At 42.7% G+C, this 13011-nt stretch carries 16 protein-coding genes and 1 other annotated feature (1 of these 17 running past the window's edge); of the genes, 9 read left to right on the top strand and 7 right to left on the bottom strand.

What is annotated here, in order from left to right; all coding sequences use genetic code 11:
• Window positions 1–234 precede the first annotated feature (234 nt).
• Window positions 235–474 carry a hypothetical protein gene (locus MHN00_RS16130; RefSeq protein WP_014976932.1) on the top strand — a complete coding sequence of 80 codons (240 nt, stop codon included), beginning with the start codon at window positions 235–237 and terminating at the stop codon, window positions 472–474.
• A 157-nt stretch (window positions 475–631) separates the two neighbouring features.
• Here MHN00_RS16130 and MHN00_RS16125 read toward each other — a convergent pair whose 3' ends face one another.
• Together MHN00_RS16125 and MHN00_RS16120 are read right to left on the bottom strand one after the other, a co-directional pair.
• On the bottom strand, window positions 632–964 hold the full coding sequence (locus MHN00_RS16125) for a hypothetical protein (protein ID WP_014950012.1): 333 nt from the start codon (window positions 962–964) through the stop codon (window positions 632–634).
• 102 nt (window positions 965–1066) lie between these two features.
• Window positions 1067–1987, bottom strand: a complete 921-nt coding sequence (locus MHN00_RS16120; RefSeq protein ID WP_014950013.1) for a cation diffusion facilitator family transporter — start codon at window positions 1985–1987, stop codon at window positions 1067–1069.
• Window positions 1988–2148: 161 nt separating this feature from the next.
• Here MHN00_RS16120 and MHN00_RS16115 point away from each other — a divergent pair, with 161 nt between their 5' ends.
• From MHN00_RS16115 to MHN00_RS16105, 3 genes are all read left to right on the top strand, one after another.
• Window positions 2149–3204 (top strand): SRPBCC family protein, encoded by a 1056-nt coding sequence (locus MHN00_RS16115; RefSeq protein ID WP_239301779.1) that lies wholly within the window; start codon window positions 2149–2151, stop codon window positions 3202–3204.
• A gap of 47 nt (window positions 3205–3251) precedes the next feature.
• Window positions 3252–3650, top strand: a complete 399-nt coding sequence (locus MHN00_RS16110; protein WP_014950015.1) for a GFA family protein — start codon at window positions 3252–3254, stop codon at window positions 3648–3650.
• Window positions 3651–3970: 320 nt separating this feature from the next.
• Complete coding sequence (locus MHN00_RS16105) at window positions 3971–4666, top strand: calcium-binding protein (protein WP_239301778.1); 696 nt, start codon at window positions 3971–3973, stop codon at window positions 4664–4666.
• A 50-nt stretch (window positions 4667–4716) separates the two neighbouring features.
• Here the strand turns inward: MHN00_RS16105 and MHN00_RS16100 are convergent, their stop codons facing one another.
• From MHN00_RS16100 to MHN00_RS16090, 3 genes are all read right to left on the bottom strand, one after another.
• Entirely contained in the window at window positions 4717–4935 is a 219-nt protein-coding gene (locus tag MHN00_RS16100; RefSeq protein ID WP_110288592.1) for a hypothetical protein, read from the bottom strand.
• A gap of 85 nt (window positions 4936–5020) precedes the next feature.
• Window positions 5021–6325 carry an alpha-amylase family glycosyl hydrolase gene (locus tag MHN00_RS16095; protein WP_239301777.1) on the bottom strand — a complete coding sequence of 435 codons (1305 nt, stop codon included), beginning with the start codon at window positions 6323–6325 and terminating at the stop codon, window positions 5021–5023.
• 113 nt (window positions 6326–6438) lie between these two features.
• Window positions 6439–7347 (bottom strand): sulfite exporter TauE/SafE family protein, encoded by a 909-nt coding sequence (locus tag MHN00_RS16090; RefSeq protein WP_239301775.1) that lies wholly within the window; start codon window positions 7345–7347, stop codon window positions 6439–6441.
• A 153-nt stretch (window positions 7348–7500) separates the two neighbouring features.
• On the opposite strand from MHN00_RS16090, the gene MHN00_RS16085 reads away from it, so the two are divergent.
• From MHN00_RS16085 to MHN00_RS16070, 4 genes are all read left to right on the top strand, one after another.
• Window positions 7501–7983, top strand: a complete 483-nt coding sequence (locus MHN00_RS16085) for a DUF2244 domain-containing protein (protein ID WP_101565160.1) — start codon at window positions 7501–7503, stop codon at window positions 7981–7983.
• A gap of 116 nt (window positions 7984–8099) precedes the next feature.
• Window positions 8100–8369 carry a DUF6482 family protein gene (locus MHN00_RS16080; RefSeq protein WP_257721543.1) on the top strand — a complete coding sequence of 90 codons (270 nt, stop codon included), beginning with the start codon at window positions 8100–8102 and terminating at the stop codon, window positions 8367–8369.
• 180 nt (window positions 8370–8549) lie between these two features.
• Window positions 8550–9122 (top strand): YSC84-related protein, encoded by a 573-nt coding sequence (locus MHN00_RS16075; RefSeq protein ID WP_014950022.1) that lies wholly within the window; start codon window positions 8550–8552, stop codon window positions 9120–9122.
• A gap of 302 nt (window positions 9123–9424) precedes the next feature.
• Complete coding sequence (locus MHN00_RS16070) at window positions 9425–10414, top strand: hypothetical protein (protein WP_232375939.1); 990 nt, start codon at window positions 9425–9427, stop codon at window positions 10412–10414.
• A gap of 78 nt (window positions 10415–10492) precedes the next feature.
• On the opposite strand, the gene MHN00_RS16065 is transcribed toward MHN00_RS16070, so the two are convergent.
• Complete coding sequence (locus MHN00_RS16065; RefSeq protein WP_239301774.1) at window positions 10493–11476, bottom strand: MBL fold metallo-hydrolase; 984 nt, start codon at window positions 11474–11476, stop codon at window positions 10493–10495.
• Between the two features lie 219 nt (window positions 11477–11695).
• Here MHN00_RS16065 and MHN00_RS16060 point away from each other — a divergent pair, with 219 nt between their 5' ends.
• Window positions 11696–12469 carry a ParA family protein gene (locus MHN00_RS16060; RefSeq protein ID WP_239301773.1) on the top strand — a complete coding sequence of 258 codons (774 nt, stop codon included), beginning with the start codon at window positions 11696–11698 and terminating at the stop codon, window positions 12467–12469.
• Between the two features lie 15 nt (window positions 12470–12484).
• Here the strand turns inward: MHN00_RS16060 and MHN00_RS16055 are convergent, their stop codons facing one another.
• A complete protein-coding gene (locus MHN00_RS16055) occupies window positions 12485–12724 on the bottom strand; it encodes a hypothetical protein (protein ID WP_014950026.1) in 240 nt (79 codons plus the stop codon).
• A gap of 230 nt (window positions 12725–12954) precedes the next feature.
• Window positions 12955–13011: a sequence feature (His leader region), on the top strand; it runs 62 nt beyond the window's last position.

The following is a 13011-nucleotide window of genomic DNA, read 5'->3' as shown; positions in this document are numbered from 1 at the left end:
ACTTTTCTACTTTAGGCCGCGCATTATGCCAAAAAGCCTATAGAATGCCCATTAAAGGTTTGCATTTTAGCGTCAGCATTTGCCACCTGACGCCTTTTAGAGTCAAAACAATTGTTAAATTTTTGATGAAAAGAATTTGTCTTCTAGAACAAAAAAATTAGCTTTTTAATCTTAACACTTAGGCGCAATATCCAGCTCGTAAATGTTTATACTCAACTATTAAACGAGGTAATTATGAAAGGTTTACGCTTTATAGGTTTAGGCTTAGTAGGTTTAAGCGCAATGGCGTTCTCTGTAATTGCAGCTGCATCAGACGAAGCACCTGCAGAGCTGGTAGCGGAATTAACCCAGTTCTGTAAAGAAATCGCTGAAGAAGAAGGCACAAAAGGCAAGTCGGAAGACGTATTTGTATTAGAGTGCGTAAATGATGAGCTAGAAGCTGAAGGTTACCAGAAACTGAAATCTTTAAACTGATCTATTAAGGTGAGTTACTGATTCACTTTAACTGAATGAATGATAAAGCCTCGCCAGAAATGGCGGGGCTTTTTTGTGCTCTGCATTTGAAGTGCCTTTTCAAGTTCTCTAGCATTGTATATAGCAATGCATGCGAAGGTGGCTTTAGTTAAACGCATCAGCGTTCAAAAAATGCATCAACCAAATCGGCGAGCGACTCCTCTAGCTCTTCTTCGAAAGCATCGATATCAATACCAAAGCTATCCATGTATTTAGCCGCATTGTCACGGGAAAGAACGGCATTTTTTATCTGAAATTCAAGCTCGGGCAGTGTCTTGTCGTAGCGGGGCTTAATGGTCCATCGCAAACAATGACCATGGTTGTCTTTTAGCCTTTTTTTGGCAAATACACAAAACTCCTCAACGTAGTCAGCACCTTGCGGCCCAAGACATCCCGGTTCTATGCGGTACATTACCAGCAGCTTTTTATATAGCGGAAGTCGCGTTTCCATCACATCTTCAATTAGCTTAAAGAGTTGATTATCGGAAAGTTTGGAGGATTTTGCCAGCCAAGTAAGGGGAGAATGCGAGAAATTTCACACTCACCCGTATCATTACTCTGCAAGCTCAGGATCTTTTATGAACAAGATGTCCATGATGATTGCAGGATCCCACTCGCGCATTTCTGCTTCGCATTTCAGTCGAATTTCGTCTAACTCACTGATCGTTGCAATCGAGAATGCGTCATCCACGATAATGTGGACTAACAGATAGACATCCCTACCCCGCTTACTAATTCGCACTTCCACATGTTCGTATGGGACGTCAGCCAACGTTTTTTTGAATTTTTTCTCGATTACCGCCGAGATAGCTTCAGGCGGCGCTTTGTTAATTACTTCATTAAGGCTTTCACGCAAAATCTTAAAAGGCACCGGCAACATTGCCGAACCAAGAATAATCAATAAAACAGGATCAACGTACGGCGACAGTGTTCTATATTCCGTCAACTCTAACGCGTAGGCCAAAATAAAAGCGAACAAGATGGATGCACTTAGCACGCCGTCTATCATCCAAGTGTGAGAATCCACTTTTACTAAGTCGGACAGTAAATGCTTACCTTTTACTCGCATGTACAGAGAGATACTAAAACAGCCAACCGTTGCCACAACACCGTAGACCATACCAATACCATACTCAGCTGCGTGCCCACCTGCTAATAAACTCTGAACAGAGCTCGCGACGGCATACACACACGTGGCAATGATAATAAGCGACTTAAACATGTTTAGCGTAGGTTCAATTGCCGTGTAACCAAAGTGAAACCGGTCATCGTCAGGGCGTTGAACCAAATTGGCCACTTTAAGCGTTAGCATTGACATAACAAAAGCGATTAACGAGTACGCGGCATCAAATAAAATAGCGCCTGAGCTCGTTAAAATGGCAAAACCAAGCGCAATAATGACAAATGCGCCGGCAATATAAAAAGAAAGCGTTAATAGACGCTTTTCTTCAAGGTGATGGAAGCCAATGTCCATGAAAATCACTTCGAAATTAAGGTGCGCGGATTCTACTCCGATATTTTAAAAAAAATAGTGCTTTAAATAAAATATTGCTATTTTTTTAAGCAATTCAGTGATACATAGCGCCTATATTATTTCGACTCAACGCACTGCGTTTTTAGCACCCGTTTTAAACTATGAAAATCGTTACCCATCCTTCTATAAAAAGTTACTTTAATGCTGATGAAAGCCGGCAGGAAGTCGAGCAGGCATTCTCTCGAGGGCTTGCTTATGCGGGCCATTCCCTAATGGTGCCAGATAAGTTTAGCTATCAAGTACTGCCTCACTTTAACGACCGTTATGCGTTGTTTAATCAGGGTGAGAATTATGAACTTATATCCAATGTTTGCTTACATCGACAAGCTCAACTTCTTGAAGGGCAAGGCCGGGCACGCAGCATAGTTTGTAAACTCCACTGCTGGGGCTATGACAATACAGGCCAGCTTAAAGGTGCGCCCCACTTTAAGGATGCCCCTAGCGGTCAGTTGAAAAAGGAATCACTGTCAGTGTGGAACGGTCTTCTATTTCGAGGGCGATCTCCTAATATGGACTTATCTGCCCTTGGGCTTGAGGACTATCTCGACTTTACCGATTACTTTTACGCCGGTTCTGAAACCACGGAATATCAATTTAACTGGAAGACATTCATCGAAATCTATCTAGAGAACTATCACGTGTACTCCATGCACCCTGGGCTTCGCCAGTTTGTTAAACCCGATGATTTAGAATGGTCGTTTGGCGATGATTTTTCAGTTCAAAAAGTTGGGCTAGGCGACCAGCTTACCAAGCGCACAACACCGCGTTACAGAGAGTTCCAAGACGCATTATTGGCACGATTCGGGCAAACACTTCCTCGCTTTGGCGCAATATGGTGCTTTTTGTACCCTAATATTATGATTGAGTGGTACCCAGATATTATTGTCGTCAGCACGATTTACCCCAAGGGTGCCGGCGCATGTGTAAACCACGTTGAATTTTATTATCCCGAAGCACTTTATAAAGATATGCCAGACTACTTTGCAGCGGAAAAAGCGGCCTATATGGAAACAGCGCTAGAAGATGAAGAAGCCTGCCTATTGCTAGAAAAAGGTCGACGAGCACTTTATTTATCAGGCGAAGAAGAACACGGTCCCATAGAACCGTTTTTAGAAGCGGGCGTGGCGCACTTTTACGATTGGCTTGCTAAACAGTAGCAGTCTTAGTGCTTTAAATAGTGGTATTTCACAAAAAAGGAGTTTTGATGAACAATTACAAAGGGTCTTGTTTGTGCGGGTCGGTAACTTTTAAAATTGAGGGTGATTTTGACAGTTTTTATCTGTGCCACTGCAAACACTGTCAAAAGGATACAGGTTCGGCCTTCGCAGCCAACCTGTTTTCAAGTTCGGCTATGTTAACTTGGGCATCGGGTGTTGACGCTGTAGTCAACTTCACGCTCGAGAACACGCGTCATAGCAAAAGTTTCTGTAAAATTTGCGGTTCAGCCCTTCCTTGTACTCAACTCGGTGACATTCTAGCCGTACCCGCTGGGTGTCTGGATACAAAACTACTGATTAAACCTACTGCACATATCTTCGGCGTAAGCAAAGCTGCGTGGGAAGAAAACTTAGAAACCATCACAAAATTTGAACGTTTACCGTAACAAACATTGAATACTCATTCGAAACCTAATGGCTTTATACTAAACAAAATTCGCTGCTTGAATAACGGCAGGTCGATTGTTGCTCGCATTCACAACATTCTCCGCTTAACGTGTTCCATTTTTGTCAAAAATAGCGAGTAACTTTTTCAGAAAATTCTATAGATCTCACAATTCCGCCTGTCGTCACCCAACCTTTCAAAAAACATAAACCAATGATCTAAAAACATTTTATTGAAATGGCATATGCTGTGAATAACTCCATGTGAATACTCTCCTCCGTTTTTAAGCAGTATGGAGGCCGAAAAACCAAGGAGTTAGATATGAAAAAATTAACAATTGCTACACTAATCAGCGCCGCACTTTCTACTGCCGCGTTTGCCGGCAATGGTATCGAAAAAATAGATACCACATTTGCCGATTTGGATAACGATGACAACGGCTATATTTCACGAGAAGAAGCTGACGACGATGAGATTTATGCGCACTTTTCCAAAATTGATACCAATTCAGACATGCAGCTTTCAATTAAAGAGTTCAATGCTCATGTAACGAAGCACCCTCAACATTTCGATGACGACGTGCTTGCAACGGTAAAATCGATGAAAGAGAGTATGGGTACAGAAGGTACAATGGAAACGGAAGTTAAAGTTAATACTGATGTCGATGAAGTGGTTGCCGCGACGAAAGACAAAAGGCTGACTCACGAACTACGAGCTAAGACTGAGTTGAAGGCTAACGGAAACTTAGAAAAGACAAACGTTGACAAAGTCGCTGAAGATACTGTTGTTCACGATAATACGGTTATCGCAGATGAAGCGGTCATTGCGCGCAGTAAATTTGAGATGATGGACGCTAACAGCGACGGTAAGCTTACTAAAGCTGAAGCCTCGCGAAGTGGTGTAACACGTGATTTTGATAATATTGATGCAAATGACGATGAATTAATTACGCGTACGGAATTTAAGCGTTATCAGAGTAAGTTTGAAAGTAACTCAAGTGATAGTTCTGAAGAGTAATGACTAAGTTGTACTAGCTCAGATTAGGTCTGAGCTAGATTCTTTAGCATCTAACTTTCGGGTGTTGACTTAATCACTTCCTCGATTTCACTGTTACCACTCAAGCGTGCGAGATCGATAAGATAACCTTTTTCTAGCTTATCCAAAGTGTGTCCTTCAAGTCGCGCTTTTACCTCTTCAACATCACCATTGGCAATAGAAGTTTTAAGCGCTGCATGATTATTTAACGAGCGGTCTTCTGTTTTTTCAGCTGAATCATTCACAGTCATCGTTCATCCTTAATTTTCACTTAGTAAAAAAACATTAGTGCTTTTTACCTTTTGTAGTTAAAGATGACACTAAACGATCACACCGTTATGCCACCCATATCTCGAACTGCCAAGGCGTGAGTCTACACACTGAATCAGCTCCGAAGATTTTCTTTTCGTCCCGCTCCCAGTGCGCATACTCACCTTCAAACAATGGTTCTTCAAACGTTACATCAAGCTGCTCATTTGAAAAATTAATCACAACGAACACTTTTTCATTTTCATTACAACGTACAAAACTAAAAACCTTATCCATCTTAGAGTTTGGCACCTGTATCATTCTTGCCCCGTACTCTCCGTTCCCTAGCACAGCTTTGGACTTTTTAAGAGCAATTAGCTTGCGGTACAAGTTGCCTATTTCATGTTTTTGCCAGTGTATTGGATCGCGCTCAAAGAACGCTAAACGCTTGGTTTCCCCAGCTTCTTGTCCGTTGTGAATGAGCGGCATACCTTCACCTACCACAGACAACGCAATGCAGGCTTCAAGCGCATCACCAAATTGTTCGCGCTGAGTGCCATCCCAGGCATTTTTGTCATGATTACTAACGAAGGTCATTCTGTAAGCGGAGTGAGGCCAGCTGCGTTCGTTCCACGAATAATACTTGCGCAACCTATCCAGCGAACATTGTCCGTGTGCGAGTTCGTGTAGCGTCTCGTTCCAACTCCATGCGTATGTCATATTGAACGCATTTTCGTGAAGGTCGCGATTCTCCCATTCAGCCAACATGAAGACTGGTCTGATTGCGCTTAGCGTTTGCACTGCTTGCTGCCAAAAATCGTTGGGGACATACCCCGCTACATCACAGCGAAACCCATCAATGTCGAACTTTTCAACCCAATAACACAACGCGTTAATCATGTATTTGCGAAGGCCAACGTGTTCATAATCAAACTCTATGATATCGCTCCAATCCCACCACGGAGATGGACGAAAATCTCCTTTGTAGTCTTTGGCGTACCACTCGGAGTGCTGTTCAACCAAAGGATTATCCCACGCACTGTGATTTGGCACCCAGTCTATGATGACTTTTAGCGAAAGCTTGTGCGCTTCATCCACCAGCGCTTTGAAATCCTCTTCGCTACCAAATTCAGGGTTAATGGCCAGATAGTCTTTTACTGCATAGGGGCTACCAAGCTCCCCTTTCCTGTTTTTTTCCCCAATAGGATGTACAGGCATTAGCCAAACAATATCCGCGCCGAGTGACTTAATATGAGCTAACCCTTTTCTCACTCCTTCAAAATTACCTTGCTCTGAAAACTGTCGAGTGTTGACCTGATAAATAACTGCGTGAGATGACCATTCTGGCTGAAGCACGTTATATCGTTTCTTAGGAACAGGATTGATATCCATATTATCTTTCCTTATCGAGATTAGCGTTTAGAAAAAGAATCTGGTTCTGCGTCGCGTTACTTTAGGCTTCAAATTGCAGCGAGCTGGGCTTTTAACTGCCGCAAGCTCGTGGCTTAAAGAATAGGTAAACTTGTAACACCTAAAATTAGTACCCAAATACCGAAAAAAAGTTTTAGACGCTGAACCGAAAATGCTAAAACAACAAACTTTGCAAACGTTCCACCGACTATTGCACCTGCCCCAGCAAACAAAACAACCTGCCATACCACAGACTCGCTTATAAAAGCGTGATACGGCAATGCAGACCACACAGTAAAAGCCGACAAGATAACCGCGCTGGCAATAGACAAAGTTACATTAAACCCTCGAATTATGAGGTAAACAGCGACTAACTCTCCTACTCCTACCGAAAGCCACGCGGTGATAATGCCGCCTAAAAAACCAATGAAAGGTAAAAGCAAAAGATCTTTCGTATGTAAGTCTTTTTTGAAATGGGTACGCTTCATTAGCGGAATAGAAGCAAATATTGCGATTGCTAATAGAATAGAAAAACTACCAAAAGCGATGTGAAGGTTATTGGCCCCACCCCACAAATGCTCTAGAAGCCTTGTACTTTGAGAAGAATACTGAGCGAATCCTATGCCGCATATTGACGAGGGAACCGTTAACATCAGTACACTGGGTAATGCCTTCCAATACTGATCATACTTGTGCTGGTGTTTATAATACGCGGCCCAAGTTAGTGCCCCCGCGGTCATACCACAGCATTGGATGGCGAAACTCGTTGCCACAACGCTTTGCGCAGAAAATGACAGGTAGTTAAAAAACGGAACGAAAACCACGCCACCGCCAGCTCCAGTGGCATTCGCAAATATAGCACCAATAACGCCAAGAACGCTGAAAAGCCCGAACTCTTTAACAAGCTCAATAGGGGCTGGTTGCGCTAGCAAACTGCCGATCCATAAAAATAAAAGTACTATCAACGCTGTTTTACCAGCGTTTTGCTTGATGAGAGAAATCACATACGTCCTTAAGGCAGAAAATACGGCAAGTTACACGGCATGACTTTTCTAAGTACGCAGCCAACTAGCACCTGTACAATTTTCAAACTATTGTTATCCCACTACGTATAAGGTTTTACTTACACAGATATCATATACAGCATTTTAAAAAACATGGTTGAAGTATCTACATTTGAGCACCAGGTGCAACTGCATCTTTCGCCAAACCGCTCAGCAACATGGCAACAGACAAAGCACCTTATTGCAGCTTTTGCCCTTTTTATCAGCTCGATAGCTATTGCTTGGTCACTGGCCGGTGCGTGGGTCATATTACCTTTTGCAGGATTGGAGGTCGGGTTACTGGCACTGATTATGTATTTGGTTTCTAAAGCAACATACCGCTGGGAGACGCTCTTAATTTCATCAAACAGCATTCAAGTCACTAGCTCAAACGGTATCAGCATAGAATTCTTCCGCCCTGATACGTCCTTGTACTATAAAAAAGACTTGAGCTTAAAATGTGCGCCACAGCTTGTGCTACAAGCCCCTCTGCAGCAATTTGAAGTGGGATCATTTTTAAATTTAGAAGACAAAGAGCGTGTTCATGTATGTATGCAAAAGGCGGGGATCGCAGTATGTTCGAATAAGTGGTGGTAATTCGTGTTGCTTTGAAATGCAACCAATGCGTAAGGCTCCTTATCGTGCATGACACAAAATTAATGATCATTGTGGCTATTTTCGACTAATTAGATATAAGACGCAGCGATAACGAGTTGCGACCTAATGAGGGTTACACTATGAACTTATACATCGAGTCACTAGAAGGCGGCAATTACCTCGCATCAACCGGTATGGGCGCCTCACGCACCTTGGTTCGCGACAACAAGTCGCAACCTAAAACGTTTCACTGTTTGAACGAGATTAGGGAGCATTTTGACTCTCAAGCCTTTGAGAAAGTTTGGCTCCGTCAAAGCACACCGTATGAAGAAATGGTTGGTCAAACCGATCATCCCGGTGCGTTAGAGCTTGAAATTGAGTGGTAGCGACTTGCAGGTGTACTAGCAAGTAAGACCAATAGTTTACAATGTTCCATGCACCACTTAGCACGTTTTTTGCGTACAACTAATGTGACGTAAATTAAAACGGTATTTTATTGAATTAGAAACAGTAAGAATGGTCTTCTTCTGTAGTTAATAAAATACCTACATGCTAAGGAGAATTGCATGAAAATAAGTAAGTTAGCTATTAAATCTGTGTTTGTGGCTGCCGTGTTAGCCTTGACGGCGTGCGCTTCGATGGGCGACGGAACTGTTGCTGAAAAGCGACAAGCTATTTTAGATATGCAAGATAACGCGCTTGCCCGCCTTTATTCTGAAAAGCCCGATACGCGCTCTCAGGTAAAAGACGCTGCCGGCTACGCCGTATTTACCAATGCTAACATCAACGTATTCTTTGTGGCGGCGGGCACAGGCTATGGTGTTGTAAACAATAATGTAACCGGCGCAAAAACATATATGAATATGGCCGAAGGTGGCGTAGGCCTTGGCTTAGGCGCAAAAGATTACCGAATTGTTATGGTTTTCCACACACAAAAAGCGATGAATCACTTTATTGAAAATGGATGGACCGTAGGTGGTAACGCGGATGTAGCAGCGAAAGCCGGTAACAAAGGTGCATCTGCAGAAGGCGAAGGCTACTTGGGTAACGTCACAGTGTATACTATGACTGAAAGCGGCCTTACATTACAGGCCACTGTTAAAGGCACGAAATTTTGGGTAGATAAAGAACTAAACTAATTCTGCCCTAACTATTCCTAACCATATTAGCGATTAGCGCTCCAACACACGAAGGCCTCTTGAATGCAAGAGGCCTTTTTATTTTTTCTGCACAACTGCCAGCTACCGCTCTAAATCTTTAGGCTGTCTGAATCACAGTAATAAGCAGTGTCGTGTTCCCATAGCTTCTCTTACCACCGCCGTGTATACGAAAGTCTAAATTTAGGGGGAAACCCTCATAACTGAATTGAACACTCGTGACTACGCTTTACTTGTAAAAGGCTCGCTTAGCAGCACGCTAAGCCATAAACGAGGGTTTCATCATGCAACCACAAAACAACAAAGTGATAAGAGCAGTAGTAAGAACGATATTAACGAGCGCATTGTTCGCTTCGGCGACGGTAGGCTTTTCAACTAACGCGGCAATAATAGGCAGCAGTTATGGGAATGCAGTCCATGTCGATCTTTCCATTACAAGTAATATAGGAGGTATGGTCTCTGCAATCGCTAACTCAACTATCAACTTAGCTCATACCAGCGGTAGTGCTCCTGAAAATTATTCTCAGATTGACACTATCATTGGCGCAAGCGCAGATGCTTCGGGTACGTTGGGCAGCCCCATCGACGTTACAGAGTTTGATGGCGCACTATCCACCGCCATTATTGAAGGTGAATCTCAATCGTCTTTAACGAGTTTTGTTCCGGCAAGCTTTTTTACGTCAGGCCGCGGAACCATAAACGACCTTAATCTTGACTTATTTTCAGACTTACTTGGAATAAGTGGCTTTTTAACGCTAAGTGCTGATGTACTTTCCACAGTCTCGCAAATTGACGGAAACGCCACGACCGGCTCAAACGTGAATCTATCTACAGCAGGTTCATCAGACATCGTGGATGTGGAAGTGAATCTTTGGGGAAATACCGTAACGGCTACTGCACTTGAAAATCAGTCTCTCTTTGCAGGTTTGAATATCGCTGACTTTGGCTTGGGAATATTTGTTAATGAAGTCGAAAAGTCGTGTTCCAACACCTCTTGCACAGAATCACGCAACGCGGTTAGAGTATCTTTCGATGATTTCTCACTAAATGCATTTTACGATGCGCTATTCCCTGCTGGCGGGCCGTTAACCGGGCCTGTGTTTAACTTGACCAACAACCCTATTGTCAACGGCGAGATCATTTTAGCTAGCTCGTTTGCTACAACCTCTTCTTCAACTGAGGTAAGTGCACCCTCTACGTTTGCAATTTTTATTTTCGCAGTAGGCTTATTGAGTGCAAGAAGATTTAATAAACACAAAATGCTACAGAAATAACGTTTGAAAATCTCAAGGCAGAAGGAGCAAGTCTACGGTTTCTCTCTTTCTTGCCTTGAGAATCATATCGCTCACATTTTACTGAGCACGGTTTTCCTCAATCTGCATCCACTGTGCTCTTGTACAATTCTCGAGAAGCTCAAATGCTTCAACAACCACATCTTCTCCTTGTATAAATGGATGTGCCTGATTATCTTTCCTATCCGTTAACGCCTTAAGCTTATCTCTTGTTCCGTCTCTTCCAGGGTGATTTGACAAAAATACATCAATATTTTGTTCTTTCACCAACGCTTTCATTGCATTGGCCGAGTTTGTATAAGACTTTATTCTTGCGACATCCGGACCATAATTGAGCCCTGTGCCGCCCCATAATACAGCGCGATGCCGTTCATCTCCATCGATCACAGGGAGAACGATAGTAAGCGTACCCGGTGTGTGTCCTGGCGTTACATAAAACGCTAACTCAGTGCCATTCACGTTGAGTACATCCCCATCTTCAATCAGTAAATCTTTTTCAGGTTTTGCTCCCCAGCGATAGCTTGCAAACGCGTCGTTTTCTAACACGTGCCACTCAATTTCACTCATCACAATACGTGGACTATAAACTGATTTAATCAGCCCAAAACCACCGTAATGATGCCCGTGTCCATGAGATATGATTAGATGGGAAATCGGCTTATCTCCCAACCCGAGTGCCGAAAGTCCGTTAAGGATATAATGTTGAGCTTGTTGGTTATTATTTAGCGCGTCTACTAAAACTATACTTTCGCCCGTATCAATTGCCCAACTTGCTACGTTGCCAGCGCCGACATAATAAAGGTTATCGAAGACCTGTTGAGGTGGAATGTGACGACGGACTTTAGCATTTCCTTTTACTTCGCTAACACCATTACTGCGCTTGGATCTCTCGCGCCGATTTTCGCTAATAACGAACATATTCCGCGGCTCTTGACTAATATCGCAAAGACTCGCCAATCCAGGAAAATGCTTAGCACTTTTCAATCCTTTATCCGCGTAATATTGCGCAGTGTATACATCGGCTGAGTAAGTATTATTGGACATCCAAACCGCCAGAAGCATTATTGCAAGCTGCCATACAGACTTTTTTATATTAACCATAACGCTTTCCATTCTAGGTATATAAAACCACGTTGTTTTACGATGTTGATTTTTTCACTGTTTGGGACAACTGTATTCAGTTTGCATTAAACCATAAACAATATTTTGCATAAGCACTTTTAATTGGGCATATTTTAAACACAACTAACGAAGGGATTTCTTATGATAATCGTGGTGTTTAATCAAAAAGGCGGCGTAGGCAAATCGACCATTAGCACCAATTTAACTGCGCAAAGCGCTAAGCTGGGTCATAAGACCTTATTGGTAGACTTAGACGCTCAGGGAAATAGTACTCACTACGTGGGATTTAACGCCAGAGAACAAAGCCTTACCGTGGCCGATATGTTCAAACAAGTAGTTGGCATTTTCAGAACAGCCAAGAAGCCTAACGCGTTCGTGCATGCAACGCCTTATGAAAACCTCTTCGTTATGCCTTCTTCTCCTGCGTTGGCAGAAGTCGAGCGAGAGCTCGAATCACGATACAAAATTTTTAAACTTAAAGACGCGTTAAAGGAGTTAAAAGACGAATTCGACAACATTTTTATCGACACGCCTCCTAATTTTAATTTTTATTCTAAAGCGGCACTTATTGCTGCTGATGGCTTTTGCGTCCCCTTTGATTGCGACGACTTCTCGGCACAGGCGATTGAGCGTTTACTTGAAAATGCAATGGAACTAAAAGAAGACCACAACCCTGAACTGCGTTTGTTGGGTATTGTTGTTAATCAATTCAATAGCCAAGCAAAGCTTCCAAGAGAGTTAATTGAGACACTTAAGCAGCAAGATTTGCCAGTGTTAGAAAGTTATATAAGTGCCACGGTAAAAGTGAAAGAGTCTCACTCTAAGCGAATGCCGCTGCCTTTCTACTTACCTAAGCACAAAGTGACGAATCAAATTGCGGCTTTATTTGAAGAACTCAATGCGAGCAAAACCTAACGCTAACAAGTTTCGCTAAACATCAATATCAATATGCTTAAGCCCACCCTCGCTGTTACCTCGCTCTTTATCTTTCGAGTTTTCAGCTGATTTTTCGATAATCTCAGTTCGCTTCACGTCTTGAAACTGATCGCGCTCTTCTTCACTAAAGTGCTCGGACTTTTTGGTTTTTTGCACTTTCTTCACGCGGTCGTCCGTCTCAATCGGCACTTTTGTGTTGCGAGGCAAAATGGGAAACAGTAGATCGTTGCTCATACGCCCTCCAGAAGTTTGCATTTGTCTCTATAACTTATCGGCAACGAGTTGCCTAAAATTACGGTTCAAAACTAATTCATAACGAATTGTTTTATTATATACACATTAAATTAGAGTTAATGTGCCAAAAGAGTTCACTTTAGCCTTGCAAATCCTAATTCAAAACGCTAATGTTTCAGCTGTTCGAAATTAGGAATTAAAATTTTCAAAATGATTAACTGCGCGACGAAACATCACCATCACCACAAAGCATAACCTTTCAGGTTCGTGCTGGAAGGTCTATGTAT

Source organism: Alteromonas sp. Cnat2-8 (assembly GCF_022348355.1).
Classification (GTDB): domain Bacteria; phylum Pseudomonadota; class Gammaproteobacteria; order Enterobacterales; family Alteromonadaceae; genus Alteromonas; species Alteromonas macleodii.
The sequence above is the reverse complement of the archived record's forward strand: the minus strand, read 5'-3'. Positions and strand labels throughout refer to the sequence as shown.